Annotated in this window: 17 protein-coding genes; 6 read left to right on the top strand and 11 right to left on the bottom strand. The window is 59.7% G+C overall.

Annotation, left to right across the window (positions count from 1 at the left end; all coding sequences use genetic code 11):
* Window positions 1–37 precede the first annotated feature (37 nt).
* A complete protein-coding gene (gene yjgA, locus PspS34_RS03955) occupies window positions 38–562 on the bottom strand; it encodes a ribosome biogenesis factor YjgA (protein ID WP_057716427.1) in 525 nt (174 codons plus the stop codon).
* Between the two features lie 108 nt (window positions 563–670).
* On the opposite strand from yjgA, the gene pmbA reads away from it, so the two are divergent.
* The 6 genes from pmbA (at window position 671) to PspS34_RS03985 (ending at window position 6,024) form a co-directional block, all read left to right on the top strand.
* On the top strand, window positions 671–2,017 hold the full coding sequence (gene pmbA / locus PspS34_RS03960) for a metalloprotease PmbA (RefSeq protein ID WP_154861582.1): 1,347 nt from the start codon (window positions 671–673) through the stop codon (window positions 2,015–2,017).
* 247 nt (window positions 2,018–2,264) lie between these two features.
* Window positions 2,265–2,660: a FagA protein gene (locus PspS34_RS03965; protein WP_090453084.1), complete on the top strand. Its 396-nt coding sequence runs from the start codon at window positions 2,265–2,267 to the stop codon at window positions 2,658–2,660.
* On the top strand, window positions 2,653–4,029 hold the full coding sequence (locus tag PspS34_RS03970; protein WP_154861583.1) for a class II fumarate hydratase: 1,377 nt from the start codon (window positions 2,653–2,655) through the stop codon (window positions 4,027–4,029). Before PspS34_RS03965 ends, PspS34_RS03970 begins: the two co-directional genes overlap by 8 nt.
* 27 nt (window positions 4,030–4,056) lie before the next feature.
* Complete coding sequence (locus tag PspS34_RS03975) at window positions 4,057–4,485, top strand: hypothetical protein (RefSeq protein WP_154861584.1); 429 nt, start codon at window positions 4,057–4,059, stop codon at window positions 4,483–4,485.
* Between the two features lie 2 nt (window positions 4,486–4,487).
* A complete protein-coding gene (locus PspS34_RS03980) occupies window positions 4,488–5,099 on the top strand; it encodes a superoxide dismutase (RefSeq protein WP_154861585.1) in 612 nt (203 codons plus the stop codon).
* Between the two features lie 31 nt (window positions 5,100–5,130).
* Window positions 5,131–6,024 (top strand): ZIP family metal transporter, encoded by an 894-nt coding sequence (locus tag PspS34_RS03985; protein ID WP_154861586.1) that lies wholly within the window; start codon window positions 5,131–5,133, stop codon window positions 6,022–6,024.
* A gap of 28 nt (window positions 6,025–6,052) precedes the next feature.
* Here the strand turns inward: PspS34_RS03985 and PspS34_RS03990 are convergent, their stop codons facing one another.
* The 10 genes from PspS34_RS03990 to PspS34_RS04035 form a co-directional block, all read right to left on the bottom strand.
* On the bottom strand, window positions 6,053–6,325 hold the full coding sequence (locus PspS34_RS03990; protein WP_057716420.1) for an HPr family phosphocarrier protein: 273 nt from the start codon (window positions 6,323–6,325) through the stop codon (window positions 6,053–6,055).
* Window positions 6,326–6,340: 15 nt separating this feature from the next.
* The gene (rapZ, locus tag PspS34_RS03995; protein WP_057716419.1) at window positions 6,341–7,198 is read right to left on the bottom strand and encodes an RNase adapter RapZ; all 858 of its coding nucleotides are present in this window, start codon (window positions 7,196–7,198) and stop codon (window positions 6,341–6,343) included.
* A 2-nt stretch (window positions 7,199–7,200) separates the two neighbouring features.
* Window positions 7,201–7,665, bottom strand: coding sequence for a PTS IIA-like nitrogen regulatory protein PtsN (gene ptsN, locus PspS34_RS04000; RefSeq protein ID WP_008046148.1), 465 nt, complete (start codon window positions 7,663–7,665; stop codon window positions 7,201–7,203).
* Between the two features lie 12 nt (window positions 7,666–7,677).
* Entirely contained in the window at window positions 7,678–7,986 is a 309-nt protein-coding gene (gene raiA / locus PspS34_RS04005; protein ID WP_007941242.1) for a ribosome-associated translation inhibitor RaiA, read from the bottom strand.
* A 74-nt stretch (window positions 7,987–8,060) separates the two neighbouring features.
* A complete protein-coding gene (locus PspS34_RS04010) occupies window positions 8,061–9,554 on the bottom strand; it encodes an RNA polymerase factor sigma-54 (protein WP_015093497.1) in 1,494 nt (497 codons plus the stop codon).
* Between the two features lie 246 nt (window positions 9,555–9,800).
* Window positions 9,801–10,526, bottom strand: coding sequence for an LPS export ABC transporter ATP-binding protein (gene lptB, locus PspS34_RS04015; RefSeq protein ID WP_008054366.1), 726 nt, complete (start codon window positions 10,524–10,526; stop codon window positions 9,801–9,803).
* Entirely contained in the window at window positions 10,526–11,074 is a 549-nt protein-coding gene (gene lptA / locus PspS34_RS04020) for a lipopolysaccharide transport periplasmic protein LptA (protein WP_102669085.1), read from the bottom strand. The genes lptB and lptA overlap by 1 nt, the downstream gene beginning before the upstream one ends.
* Window positions 11,061–11,633 (bottom strand): LPS export ABC transporter periplasmic protein LptC, encoded by a 573-nt coding sequence (lptC, locus tag PspS34_RS04025; protein ID WP_057716417.1) that lies wholly within the window; start codon window positions 11,631–11,633, stop codon window positions 11,061–11,063. Before lptC ends, lptA begins: the two co-directional genes overlap by 14 nt.
* A 7-nt stretch (window positions 11,634–11,640) precedes the next feature.
* Window positions 11,641–12,165, bottom strand: coding sequence for an HAD family hydrolase (locus tag PspS34_RS04030; protein ID WP_008018712.1), 525 nt, complete (start codon window positions 12,163–12,165; stop codon window positions 11,641–11,643).
* Window positions 12,165–13,139, bottom strand: a complete 975-nt coding sequence (locus PspS34_RS04035; RefSeq protein WP_057716416.1) for a KpsF/GutQ family sugar-phosphate isomerase — start codon at window positions 13,137–13,139, stop codon at window positions 12,165–12,167. The genes PspS34_RS04030 and PspS34_RS04035 overlap by 1 nt, the downstream gene beginning before the upstream one ends.
* Window positions 13,140–13,215: the final 76 nt, after the last annotated feature.

Genomic DNA, 13,215 nt, shown 5'->3' on the forward strand with positions numbered 1-13,215 from the left:
GCGGGTGAGCTGCGAGGCAGCTCACCCGCTTCGAGAATTAACGCAGACCGCGTTGAGTCTCGTCCAGCTCACGGATGTACTTGAAGATTTTACGGCTGGAAGCAGGAGGTTTGTTTTGCGCAACCTCATGCTGGGCCTGACGGATCAGGGAGCGCAATTGCTGGCGGTCCGCGTCCGGGTAGTCGACGACGAATTTTTCCAGTACGGCATCGTCGCCGGCAATCAGACGATCGCGCCAGCGTTCCAGGTTATGGAAGCGTTCGTTGTATTGACGGGTGGAGGCATCGAGTTGATCGAGCAGAACCAGAATGGCGGTAGTGTCCTGATCGCGCATCAGTTTGCCGATGAACTGAAGGTGCCGTTTTCGCGCGATGTTCGCGGTGTGCTTGGGCGCATCGGCCAGAGCCCGACGCATTCCGTCGGTCAAGGGCAGTTTTGCCAGCAAGTCAGGCTTGAGTGTTGTAAGGCGCTCGCCAAGGTCAACCAGAGCATGCAGCTCGCGTTTGACCTGGGATTTGCTTTTTTCTCCCGTATCGAGGGAGTCGTCGTAAGAATCAACCATGGTGGCCGTCCGCAAAGAAACGCCGCCATGATAACCAGTCGGGGGCCGCTTGTCCGGCCCGGTCGCTCGATGACCGTTACCGAAAGCAGAATTTGAGTGGAGAACAGCATGAGTGCAGTTGAAAGCGTCGGCCCACAAGCGTTGCCGGCACTGCAGGAACAAGTCGAGCAGATCATCGCTGAAGCCAAGCGCCAGGGGGCCAGCGCCTGTGAAGTGGCGGTGTCGCTGGAGCAGGGGTTGTCGACTACGGTGCGCCAGCGTGAAGTCGAAACCGTTGAGTTCAACCGCGACCAGGGGTTTGGCATCACCTTGTACGTGGGGCAGCGCAAAGGCTCTGCCAGCACCTCGGCCAGCGGTCCTGATGCGATTCGCGAAACCGTCGCCGCTGCACTGGCCATTGCCAAACACACTTCGGAAGACGAAGCCTCGGGCCTTGCGGATGCCGCGCTGATGGCGCGCGATATTCCGGATTTCGACCTGTTCCACCAATGGGACATCACTCCGGAACAAGCCATCGAACAGGCCCTGGCCTGCGAAGCCGCGGCGTTTGCCGCCGACAGCCGGATCAAGAACGCCGACGGCACCACCCTCAGTACCCATCAGGGCTGCCGTGTTTATGGCAATAGCCACGGCTTTATCGGCGGTTACGCATCGACTCGGCACAGCCTGAGCTGCGTGATGATCGCCGAGGCCGATGGCCAGATGCAGCGAGATTACTGGTACGACGTAAACCGCCAGGGCAATCTGCTCGCCGACCCGGTAAGCATCGGTCAGCGCGCTGCGCAACGGGCGGCGAGTCGTCTGGGCGCGCGTCCGGTGCCGACTTGCGAGGTGCCGGTGCTGTTTTCCGCAGAGTTGGCTGGGGGGCTGTTCGGCAGTTTCCTGTCGGCGATTTCCGGCGGCAGCCTGTATCGCAAGTCGTCCTTCCTCGAGGGTACCCTCGGGCAGAAGCTGTTTCCGGAGTGGCTGACCATCGACGAACGTCCGCATCTGATGCGTGCCATGGGCAGTGCAGCGTTCGACGGTGATGGTTTGGCAACCTACGCCAAACCGTTCGTCGAAAAGGGCGAGTTGGTGTCTTACATCCTTGGCACCTATTCCGGCCGCAAGCTCGGTATGCCGAGCACGGCCAACGCCGGCGGCGTGCACAACCTGTTCGTCACCCATGGCGACGAAGACCAGGCGGCGTTGCTGCGGCGCATGGGGCGTGGCTTGCTGGTGACTGAATTGATGGGGCAGGGCCTCAACATGGTGACCGGCGATTACTCCCGTGGTGCAGCGGGTTATTGGGTCGAGAACGGTGAAATCCAGTTCGCGGTCCAGGAAGTGACCATCGCCGGCAACATGCGCGACATGTTCAAGCAGATCGTTGCCGTGGGTAATGATCTGGAGCTGCGCAGCAACATTCGCACCGGCTCGGTGTTGATCGAGCGGATGACGGTGGCGGGTAGCTAAGCCTCGGCCGCTTCACCAAAAGGCGCGCCACCCATTGGGTGGCGCGCCTTTTTTTTGACTTGCACGCGCCCCCTGTGGGAGCGGGCTTGCTCGCGAATGCGGTGTGTCAGTCGATGCTTAGGGTGGCTGACACTCCGCATTCGCGAGCAAGCCCGCTCCCACATTGAGTGTGTACCAAAGCCCTGAGCTTGTTTTGGTTCTCATTATCATATAATAATAAATCTCATTATCGAATGAGCCCCGGATCATGAGTTCTGCCTTGCACGAGCAGCCTTACCTCGAAAGCTGGCGCTGGATGAGTCGCCAGATCCGTTGCGCGATGAACCCCGACGAGCCTCGCCTGATCGACCACTACCTGGCCGAAGGCCGGTACCTGGCTTGTTGCACGGCCACCTCACCCTGGACCGTCGCCGAAACTTCCTTCCGATTGTTGCTCGATACCGCCGCCGATGTCGCGCTGCCGTGGCACTGGCGCACTTACTGTCTCGACCAGGCCTGGCGCCCGCTGCGCGAACTGGAACGCCTCTCGTTGTGCAAATGCCGCCTCAAGCGCTGGCAGAGCTACACCTGGCAACTCGCTACCTGTGAGTTGCAACCCTCGATTCCTCTCATAGAACTGATGCAAGGATCTCCCGATGAGTAATACCCGTATCGAACGCGACAGTATGGGCGAGCTTCAGGTCCCGGAAGACGCCCTCTACGGCGCACAGACCCAGCGTGCGGTGGATAACTTCCCGATCAGCGGCAAACCGATGCCGGTTCAGTTCATCCGCGCGTTGATCCTGGCCAAGGCCGCGGCCGCCCGCGCCAACGTTGAGCTCAAGCAGATCGGCGAAGCCCAGGGCAAAGCCATCGTCGACGCAGCCCAAGGCTTGCTCGAAGGCGATTTCATGCAGCACTTCCCGGTGGATGTGTTCCAGACCGGTTCCGGTACCAGCTCGAACATGAACGCCAACGAAGTGATCGCCACGCTGGCCAGCCGCTTGCTGGGCGAGGCGGTGAACCCCAACGATCACGTCAACTGCGGGCAGAGCAGCAACGACATCATCCCGACCACCATTCACGTCAGCGCAGCACTGGCGCTCCATGAACAACTGCTGCCGGCGCTGACGCATCTGGTGCAGGTCATCGAGCGCAAGGCCGAGCAGGTTCATCACCACGTCAAAACCGGGCGTACGCACCTGATGGACGCCATGCCGGTGCGCATGAGCCAAGTGCTCAACGGTTGGGCGCAGCAGCTCAAGGCCAACATCGGCCATCTGCAGGACTTGCAGCCAAGCCTGCAATCCCTGGCTCAAGGCGGCACGGCGGTGGGCACGGGTGTCAACGCCCACCCCGAATTCGCGACGCGTTTCAGCCAGCAGCTAAGCAAATTGACCCGGGTCGAGTTCCAGCCAGGCAAGGACCTGTTCGCGCTGATCGGCTCCCAGGACACTGCTGTTGCCGTCTCCGGACAGCTAAAGGCCACCGCCGTATCGCTGATGAAAATCGCCAACGATCTGCGCTGGATGAACTCCGGCCCACTGGCCGGCCTTGGCGAGATCGAACTGCAAGCCTTGCAGCCGGGCTCTTCGATCATGCCGGGCAAGGTCAACCCGGTCATTCCAGAGGCCACCGCGATGGTCGCGGCTCAGGTCATCGGCAACGACAGTGTTATCACCATCGCCGGTCAGTCGGGCAATTTCGAACTGAACGTGATGCTGCCGATCATCGCCCAGAACCTGCTGAGCAGTATCGAGTTGCTGGCCAATTCCAGTCGTCTGCTGGCAGACAAGGCCATCGCCAGCTTCAAGGTCAACGAAGGCCGGATCAAGGAAGCACTGTCACGCAACCCGATTCTGGTCACCGCGCTCAACCCGATCATCGGTTACCAGAAAGCGGCCGAGATTGCCAAGAAGGCCTATCAGCAAGGTCGGCCGGTGATTGACGTCGCGCTGGAACACACCGACCTGTCGCGCAGCCAGCTGGAAGAATTGCTCAACCCGGAAAAACTCACAGCGGGCGGCGTCTAAGCCCCGTTACCGCTTTGGAGGCGCACCATGGAGCACTGGAAACGCACGATCGAAAGAGCCAATCGCTTTTTCATGCTGGGTGAACTGGTCGATGCCCGCGAGGCGTACCTGCAGGCATTGGCTCTGGCCCAGGTGTTGTTCGAGCGCTGGGCGGATGCCGACGAAGCGGTAGCGGCCTGCGTGATTTCCCATCACAACCTGGCGGACCTGCACTTGCGTCTGAATCAGCCGGAGGAGAGCGCCGAATACTTGTGTGCCATCCACCAACGGCTGCTGCAGACCATGCAGGACCCGCGGCTACCTCAAACATTGCGAGAAGCCGCGTTGCGCCAGAGCAGCAAGACCTACGTCGAGCTGCTGAATTTCATCAGTGAGCACGGCGAGTATCCGCGTACCCATCGGCTGCTGCACATCGATGTCGCTTCGCCTGCGCCTCATCATCATGGAGTCCATTGAACATGGCTTTTACCTTGCCTGCCTTGCCGTACGCCTACGATGCCCTGGAACCGCACATCGATGCGCAGACCATGGAGATCCACTACACCAAGCATCACCAGACCTACATCAATAACCTGAACGTGGCTGTTGAAGGCACCGAGTATGCCGAGTGGCCCGTGGAGAAGCTGGTGTCCGCCGTTCAGCAACTGCCGGAAAAACTGCGGACGGCGGTGATCAACCAAGGCGGCGGCCACGCCAATCACTCGTTGTTCTGGGAAGTCATGGCGCCCGACGGTGGTGGCGAGCCCGAAGGCGTGCTGGCCAAGGCCATCGATGAACAACTGGGCGGTCTCGACAGCTTCAAGGAAGCCTTTACCAAGGCCGCGTTGACCCGCTTCGGCAGCGGCTGGGCCTGGCTGAGCGTGACCCCCCAAAAGACCTTGGTGGTGGAAAGCAGCGGTAACCAGGACAGCCCGTTGATGAACGGCAATACCCCGATTCTGGGCCTCGACGTCTGGGAGCACGCCTATTACCTGCGTTATCAGAACCGTCGTCCGGAATACATCAGCGCGTTCTACCGCGTGATCAATTGGCCGCAAGTCTCTGCGCGCTATCAGGCCGCACTGGTTTAAGTCTTCCATAAAAACAATCCAAGGCTGGACTATGGGCACTGAAACACTGGCGATCGGAAATGGACGGATGTTTCGTTACGCGTTTGGATCGCTGTTACTGCTGGCGGGAATGAGCCTTTTGGTTGCCCATGGGCTGGCATGGCTCGACCTTGAGCCGAAGTTGCTGCGCGCACTGCAGGGCGGTGCGATCTGCGCCTTGGGTACCGCGCTGGGCGCGGTGCCGGTGTTGGTGATTCGGCGGATGCCGCAGAGGCTCAGCGACACTTTGCTTGGCTTTGGCGCTGGCGTGATGCTGGCTGCGACGGCATTTTCGCTGATCGTTCCGGGCATCTCTGCCGCCGAAGGGCTTGGACTGTCACCTTGGGCGTCCAGTGGGTTGATCAGCTTCGGCATTATGCTCGGCGCCTTCCTGTTGTTCCTGGTGGATCGGAAGGTCTCTGGCGCCAGCCCGGACATGCTGGTCGGCACGCTGGAACGACCGGGCATTGCTCCGCGGATCTGGCTGTTCGTATTTGCCATCATCGCCCACAACATCCCGGAAGGCATGGCGGTAGGTGTTTCGGCCGGTGGCGCAATGCCTGACGCCGACAGCCTGGCCATGGGCATTGCCTTGCAGGATGTACCGGAGGGATTGGTCATCGCTTTGGTGCTGGTCGGGGCAGGGATGTCCCGGGGCAAGGCGTTCCTGATCGGTGCGGCGTCAGGTTTGGTAGAACCGGTGTTCGCACTGCTATGTGCGTGGCTGGTGAGCCTGGCCGAATTGCTGCTGCCTTTGGGATTGGCGCTGGCGGCGGGGGCGATGCTGCTGGTGGTGACCCACGAAGTCATTCCCGAGTCGCGCCGCAATGGTCATGACAAGCTTGCCAGCCTCGGGCTGCTGATGGGGTTTTGTTTGATGATGGTGATGGATACAGCCCTCGCTTGATTTGTGGTGAGGGGCTTTTGTGGTTGTATTACTCGCCTTCGTCGAAGAAGTTGTTGATCAACGCCACCAGAGCATCCAGCGCTTCCTGTTCCTGCTCGCCTTCTGTGCTCAAGTGGATCGTGGTGCCTTTGCCGGCGGCCAGCATCATCATTGCCATGATGCTTTTGCCATCGACCATGGACTGTGGTGTACGTCCGGCCCTGATCTGGCATGGGAACTGACCTGCTACCCCAACGAATTTTGCAGAAGCGCGAGCGTGCAGACCCAGTTTATTGATGATTTCGATTTCCAGAGCAGGCATCGCGATGTGAATCCTTTAGCTGAGGTCGCGGTGGCGGACCTGGACGTTCTTCAGGGATTGTTGCAGCGTTTGCCCCAGACGCTCGGTCAGGTAGACGGAACGGTGATGTCCGCCAGTGCAGCCAATGGCAATGGTGACGTAGGCGCGGTTGCTGGCGGCAAAACGAGGCAGCCACTTTAGCAGGTATGTGGAAATGTCCTGGAACATCTCTTCGACATCCGGCTGGGCCGCCAGGTATTCGGCAACCGGTTGATCGAGCCCGGACTGTTCGCGCAACTCCGGTTTCCAGTAAGGGTTGGGCAGGCAGCGCACATCGAACACCAGGTCGGCGTCCACCGGCATGCCGCGCTTGAAGCCGAAGGATTCCACCAGGAACGCAGTCCCCGGCTCCGGCTGATTCAACAGACGCAGTTTGATGGCATCGCGCAGTTGATACAGGTTCAGGCTGGTAGTGTTGATCTTGAGATCGGCGAGGTCGGCAATCGGCCCGAGCAGGACGCTCTCGACGCTGATGGCTTCGGCCAGCGAGCGGTTGGCGTTGGTCAGGGGGTGACGTCGGCGGGTTTCCGAGAAACGCTTGAGCAGGGTTTCTTCGTCGGCGTCCAGGTACAGCACATCGCACTGGATGTGGCGGGCACGGACTTCCTCGAGCAGGTCGGGGAAGCGTGACAGGTGGCTGGGCAGATTGCGCGCGTCAATGGAAACGGCGACCAGCGGCTGCAACATCTCGGTATGAACCAGGGCGCGTTCGGCCAGCTCCGGCAGCAGACCGGCTGGCAGGTTGTCGATGCAGTAGTAGCCGCTGTCCTCAAGAACGTCGAGGGCGGTACTTTTACCTGAGCCGGAACGGCCACTGACGATGATCAAGCGCATGATTACTGACCGTTTTGCTCGTCAAGGACAACCTGATACAGGGCTTCGTTGCTTGCAGCACTACGTAGCTTTTCGCGAACTTCCTTGCGGTCGAGCATGCTGGCGATCTGTCGCAGCAGCTCAAGGTGCGCATCGGTGGCGGCTTCCGGGACCAACAGCACGAACAGCAGGTCAACCGGCGCGCCGTCGATGGCGTCGAAATCGATAGGGGCGTCCAGGTGCATCAATGCACTGATGGGCGAAACACAGCCCTTGAGACGGCAATGTGGAATAGCGATGCCATTGCCAAACCCGGTGGAGCCGAGTTTTTCACGGGCGATCAGCGCCTCGAAGACATCTTGCATCTCCAGGGCCGGCACTTCGCGGGCGATAAGATTGGCAATTTGTTCGAGGGCTTTCTTTTTACTGCCTCCCGGCACGTTCACCAGGGAACGGCCGGGGGTCAGGATACTTTCAAGTCGGATCATGGGTTGGGAGTGTTAACGACCGGTTGCGCCCTGGAGGAGGCTCTGGGTCTTTTCCTTATGCTTTTTGAGTTGTTTATCCAGCTTGTCGGTGAGTGCGTCGATCGCGGCATACATATCGGTATGTTCCGCGTTGGCGACCACTTCATTCCCGGGAATATGCAGCGTGGCTTCGATTTTCTGCTTCAGTTTTTCGACGGTCATCGTGACCTGCACATTAGTGATCTTGTCGAAATGTCGCTCCAATCGTTCGAGTTTTTCGCCGATGTAGGTGCGAAGAGGTTCGGTCACTTCCAGTTGGTGTCCACTGATGTTGACTTGCATACAGCTTCTCCTTCGTTGCCAGTGCATAAAGCGGTAGATCAGATGATCTACCACTGGAACGCTGTGGCGTGGCCCTACATCAACCGCTTGCGTTCGCTCGAAGGCGCGATCCCGAGGGATTCGCGGTACTTGGCGACGGTGCGGCGAGCCACCTGAATGCCTTGTGCCTCCAGTAAACCAGCGATCTTGCTGTCACTCAACGGCTTTTTCTGATTTTCCGCTGCAACCAGTTTTTTGATGATCGCCCGGATCGCCGTGGATGAGCATTCGCCGCCTTCGGAGGTGCTTACGTGACTGGAAAAAAAGTACTTCAGTTCATAAATGCCCCGGGGGGTGTGCATGAACTTCTGGGTGGTCACCCGTGAAATCGTCGATTCATGCATGCCGACCGCTTCGGCGATGTCATGCAGGACCAGCGGCTTCATGGCTTCGTCGCCGTACTCCAGAAAGCCGCGCTGATGCTCGACGATCTGGGTGGCAACCTTCATCAGGGTTTCATTGCGGCTTTGCAGGCTCTTGATGAACCAGCGGGCCTCCTGCAACTGATTGCGCATGAAGGTATTGTCGGCGCTGGTGTCGGCGCGGCGCACGAAACCGGCGTACTGGGCATTGACCCGCAGCCGTGGCACCGACTCCTGATTGAGCTCCACCAGCCAGCGCTCGTTGTCCTTGCGTACGATGACGTCAGGGACGACGTACTCGGCTTCGGTGGACTCGATCTGCGAGCCCGGGCGCGGGTTGAGGCTCTGGACCAGCTCGATGACCTGGCGCAGCTCATCTTCCTTGAGCTTCATGCGACGCATCAACTGGCTGTAGTCGCGGCTGCCAAGCAGGTCGATGTAATCGGTGACCAGGCGCTTGGCCTCGGCCAGCCAAGGGGTCTTGGCAGGCAGCTGGCGCAATTGCAGCAGCAGGCATTCGCCCAGGTTGCGGGCGCCGATGCCGGCGGGCTCGAATTGCTGGATGCGGTGCAGGACGGCTTCGATTTCGTCCAGTTCGATGTCCAGTTCCGGGTCGAACGCTTCGAGGATTTCCTCGAGGGTTTCGTCCAGGTAGCCCTGATTGTTGATGCAGTCGATCAGGGTCACGGCGATCAGGCGATCGGTGTCGGACATCGGGGCCAGGTTCAGTTGCCACAGCAAGTGGCTCTGCAGGCTTTCGCCGGCCGAGGTGCGGGTGGTGAAGTCCCACTCGTCATCATCATTGCTGGGCAGGCTGCTGGCGCTGGTCTGGTAAACGTCTTCCCACGCGGTGTCGACGGGGAGTTCGTTGGGGATACGCTCGTTCCAGTCACCCTCATCGAGGTTATCAACCGTCGGGGCGCTTTCCTGGTAGGAGGGCTCCTGGATGTCGGTGTTGGGCTTTTGTTCGGCGTTATCGGCCAGGGGGTCGGAATTGTCGAAGTCGTCGCCTTCTTCCTGGCGTTCGAGCATCGGATTGGACTCCAGGGCCTCCTGGATTTCCTGTTGCAGGTCCAGGGTCGACAATTGGAGCAGGCGGATGGCCTGTTGCAGCTGCGGTGTCATCGTCAGCTGCTGGCCCATTCTCAAGACTAGCGATGGTTTCATGGCAGGGGCTTAACACCTTATTCGCCGGCGCACATGCGCCATCCACTACAGGGCGCCGGGGCGCCAAACTTAAGCAAATTATATGCCTGAAACTAAAGGGTTTGCCTAGAGCGCTGTAACAATAAAAAACTATAAAGCGGTGTTGCTGCGCTGCCCTTGTCGAGGGCTGACCACGCTTGTCGGCACGGAGGCGCTGGTGAGTGGCTGCTCAGGTGCCCGGGCAACTGCCTGGGCACGGCTCAGCGCTTACAGGCGGAACTCATGGCCCAGATACACTTCCTTGACCAGGTCGTTGGCCAGGATGGTCTCTGCGTCGCCTTCGGCAATCAGTTGGCCGTCATTGACGATATAGGCGGTTTCACAGATATCCAGGGTTTCACGAACGTTGTGGTCCGTGATCAGCACGCCAATGCCCTTGGCCTTGAGGTGGTGAATGATCTGCTTGATGTCGCCGACCGAAATCGGGTCCACGCCGGCGAAGGGCTCGTCGAGGAGGATGAATTTCGGGTTGGTGGCCAGGGCGCGGGCGATTTCCACGCGACGGCGCTCACCACCGGACAGGCTCATGCCCAGGTTGTCGCGGATGTGGCTGATGTGGAATTCCTGCAGCAGGCTTTCCAGCTCCTTGCGACGACCGGCCTTGTCGAGTTCCTTGCGGGTCTCGAGGATGGCCATGATGTTGTCGGCCACCGACAGTTTGCGGAAGATCGATGCTTCTTGCGGCAAGTAGCCGATACCAGCCTTTGCGCGGCCGTGCATCGGTTGGTGGCTGACGTCCAGGTCATCGATCAGGACGCGGCCCTGGTCGGCTTGCACCAGGCCGACGATCATGTAGAAGCAGGTGGTCTTGCCGGCGCCGTTCGGGCCAAGCAGGCCGACGATCTGGCCGCTGTCGATGGACAGGCTGACGTCACGCACGACCTGGCGGCTCTTGTAGCTCTTGGCCAGATGCTGAGCTTTCAGAGTTGCCATTACTGGGCCTTTTTCTCGTCGGTTTTCTTCTTCGGCTGGATCACCATGTCGATACGCGGACGCGCCTCGGTGATCTTGCTGCCTGTGGCTCGACCGGCGCTGGCGAGTTTCTTGTCCGTGTCGTAGACAATTTTCTCGCCTTGGGTGACGTTGTTGTCCTTGTCGACAACTTTGGCCTTGTCGATCAGTACGACGCGATTTTGCGAAGCGTGATACTGGATCGTCACGCCCCAACCCTGAACTGGCTTGGTATCGCCAGCCGTTTGCAATTGCTCGAAGTACGCCAGGTTGCCCACCGAGGTCACTACGTCAATGTCGCCAGCCGGCGTGCGGGTGATGGTAACGGTGTTGCCTGTCACCTTCATCGAGCCTTGGGTGATGATCACGTCACCTTTATAGGTGGCAATACCTTGCTTGTCGTCCAGTTGGGCATCGTCGGCCTGAATACGGATAGGCTGCTGTTGGTCTTCCGGCAGAGCCCAGGCGCTCACGCTTCCCAGTGCTGCGCCCAGACTGAGCAAAATCGGGAGGGTTTTAACGAGCCTCATACTGTCCTCTTACGTTCGATAGCAGGTGTATCCTGCTTTCTTTCAAATACGCTTTCATTCCCTTGCCAGTCGATACACCGCCAGCGCCGTCGATTCTAACGTCTTGCTCGGTCTGCGCATATTGCTGCTGCGGGAACACGGTCATGCGGGTGCTGGTGATCAGGGTTCTACGGTTTTTCTCGTCGAAGCGCGTGATGCGCACGTCATCGATCAGTTCGACCTGTGTGCCATCAGGGTTGACCTCGCCGCGCAGGCTCTGGACGTGCCACGGGAATTCAGTGCCGCGGAACACATTCAGGTCGGGGTTGGTCAGCAATGTCACCTCGGTCGCTTTCACGTGCTCGACCTTGTCGGACACCAGATCATATTGCAGCTTGCCGTCGGGCAGGTACTGCACGCTGTGGGCGTTGATGGCGTAATAGTCGATCGCGCTTTCATCGACCGGCGTTACCGGCTTGTCGAGGAAGCGTTCCGGGCTGATGTTCCAGTAGCCAACCGCAGCGAATATCGCCGCGATGCAACTGAACATCAGGGTGTTGCGAAATTTTTTGCTCAGCATAGTGGGCTCACAGGTACGCCGCATTGGCCGCGTCGAGGCGGTCCTGGGCGCGCAGGATCAATTCGCAGAATTCGCGAGCGGCACCTTCGCCGCCACGGGCGAGGGTGATGCCGTGGGCGTGTTCACGTACGAAGCTGGCGGCATTGGCCACCGCCATGCCCAGGCCGACGCGGCGAATCACCGGCAGGTCCGGCAGGTCGTCGCCGAGGTAGGCCACCTGTTCATAGCTCAGGTTGAGTTGGGCCAGCAGTTCGTCGAGTACCACCAGTTTATCCTCGCGACCCTGATAGAGGTGCGGGATACCGAGGTTTTTGGCCCGCCGCTCGACCACCGGGGTCTTGCGGCCACTGATGATGGCGGTCTGCACGCCGGCGGCCATCAGCATCTTGATGCCCTGGCCGTCGAGGGTGTTGAACGTCTTGAACTCGCTGCCGTCTTCGAGGAAGTACAGGCGCCCATCGGTCAGCACGCCATCGACATCGAACACTGCCAGCTTGATCTGTTTGCCGCGTTGCAGCAGGTCCGCACTCATCACATTACTCCTGCACGCAGCAAGTCGTGCATGTTCAAGGCGCCGACCGGGCGGTCTTCACTGTCGACTACGACCAGCGCGTTGATTTTATGGTCTTCCATGATTTTCAGCGCTTCGGCGGCGAGCATCTCGGCGCGGGCAGTCTTGCCGTGTGCTGTCATGACCTGGTCGATGGTAGCGCTATGGATGTCGATGCTACGGTCCAGCGTGCGACGCAAGTCACCGTCAGTAAAGATCCCGGCCAGCTTTCCGTCGGCTTCCAGAATCACGGTCATGCCCAGGCCTTTGCGGGTCATTTCCATTAGCGCGTCCTTCAGCAGGGTGCCGCGCTGTACTTGCGGTAACTCTTGCCCGGCGTGCATGACATTTTCCACTTTCAGCAGCAGGCGTCGGCCCAGGGCGCCGCCGGGATGGGAAAAGGCGAAGTCTTCGGCGGTAAAGCCACGGGCTTCCAGCAGCGCGACTGCCAAGGCATCGCCCATGACCAGGGCGGCGGTGGTCGACGAGGTGGGGGCCAGGTTCAACGGACAGGCTTCGTGCTCGACGTGAACATTCAGGTTGACCTCGGCGGCCTTGGCTAGCGGCGAGTCAGGCTTGCCGGTCACGCTGATCAACTGAATGCCCAGGCGCTTGATCAGTGGCAGCAGGGTCACGATTTCATTGGTGGAGCCGGAATTCGAGAGCGCCAGAATGATGTCGTCGCGGGTAATCATGCCCATGTCACCGTGGCTGGCTTCAGCCGGGTGCACAAAAAACGCCGTGGTGCCGGTGCTGGCCAAGGTCGCGGCAATCTTGTTGCCGATGTGTCCCGACTTGCCCATGCCGACCACGACCACGCGGCCTTTGCTGGCCAGAATCATCTCGCAAGCGCGTACGAAATCTGCGTCGATATGGGGTAGCAGGCCTTGCACGGCTTCTACCTCGAGGCGGATGGTGCGTTGTGCAGATTGAATCAGGTCGCTGGATTGGCTCATGTCAGAAATCGTATAGCCTGATGAAAAGGCGGCGATTATAACGGTTATGATCGAAACCCTCACGCTAGTTCGTCGC

Source organism: Pseudomonas sp. S34 (assembly GCF_009866745.1).
GTDB lineage: Bacteria > Pseudomonadota > Gammaproteobacteria > Pseudomonadales > Pseudomonadaceae > Aquipseudomonas > Aquipseudomonas jessenii.

What these genes read in the sequence shown, in the direction of transcription:
- yjgA (WP_057716427.1), bottom strand. Translation starts at nt 562, where the DNA reads ATGGTTGATTCTTACGACGACTCCCTCGATACGGGAGAAAAAAGCAAA.
- pmbA (WP_154861582.1), top strand. Translation starts at nt 671, where the DNA reads ATGAGTGCAGTTGAAAGCGTCGGCCCACAAGCGTTGCCGGCACTGCAG.
- PspS34_RS03965 (WP_090453084.1), top strand. Translation starts at nt 2,265, where the DNA reads ATGAGTTCTGCCTTGCACGAGCAGCCTTACCTCGAAAGCTGGCGCTGG.
- PspS34_RS03970 (WP_154861583.1), top strand. Translation starts at nt 2,653, where the DNA reads ATGAGTAATACCCGTATCGAACGCGACAGTATGGGCGAGCTTCAGGTC.
- PspS34_RS03975 (WP_154861584.1), top strand. Translation starts at nt 4,057, where the DNA reads ATGGAGCACTGGAAACGCACGATCGAAAGAGCCAATCGCTTTTTCATG.
- PspS34_RS03980 (WP_154861585.1), top strand. Translation starts at nt 4,488, where the DNA reads ATGGCTTTTACCTTGCCTGCCTTGCCGTACGCCTACGATGCCCTGGAA.
- PspS34_RS03985 (WP_154861586.1), top strand. Translation starts at nt 5,131, where the DNA reads ATGGGCACTGAAACACTGGCGATCGGAAATGGACGGATGTTTCGTTAC.
- PspS34_RS03990 (WP_057716420.1), bottom strand. Translation starts at nt 6,325, where the DNA reads ATGCCTGCTCTGGAAATCGAAATCATCAATAAACTGGGTCTGCACGCT.
- rapZ (WP_057716419.1), bottom strand. Translation starts at nt 7,198, where the DNA reads ATGCGCTTGATCATCGTCAGTGGCCGTTCCGGCTCAGGTAAAAGTACC.
- ptsN (WP_008046148.1), bottom strand. Translation starts at nt 7,665, where the DNA reads ATGATCCGACTTGAAAGTATCCTGACCCCCGGCCGTTCCCTGGTGAAC.
- raiA (WP_007941242.1), bottom strand. Translation starts at nt 7,986, where the DNA reads ATGCAAGTCAACATCAGTGGACACCAACTGGAAGTGACCGAACCTCTT.
- PspS34_RS04010 (WP_015093497.1), bottom strand. Translation starts at nt 9,554, where the DNA reads ATGAAACCATCGCTAGTCTTGAGAATGGGCCAGCAGCTGACGATGACA.
- lptB (WP_008054366.1), bottom strand. Translation starts at nt 10,526, where the DNA reads ATGGCAACTCTGAAAGCTCAGCATCTGGCCAAGAGCTACAAGAGCCGC.
- lptA (WP_102669085.1), bottom strand. Translation starts at nt 11,074, where the DNA reads ATGAGGCTCGTTAAAACCCTCCCGATTTTGCTCAGTCTGGGCGCAGCA.
- lptC (WP_057716417.1), bottom strand. Translation starts at nt 11,633, where the DNA reads ATGCTGAGCAAAAAATTTCGCAACACCCTGATGTTCAGTTGCATCGCG.
- PspS34_RS04030 (WP_008018712.1), bottom strand. Translation starts at nt 12,165, where the DNA reads ATGAGTGCGGACCTGCTGCAACGCGGCAAACAGATCAAGCTGGCAGTG.
- PspS34_RS04035 (WP_057716416.1), bottom strand. Translation starts at nt 13,139, where the DNA reads ATGAGCCAATCCAGCGACCTGATTCAATCTGCACAACGCACCATCCGC.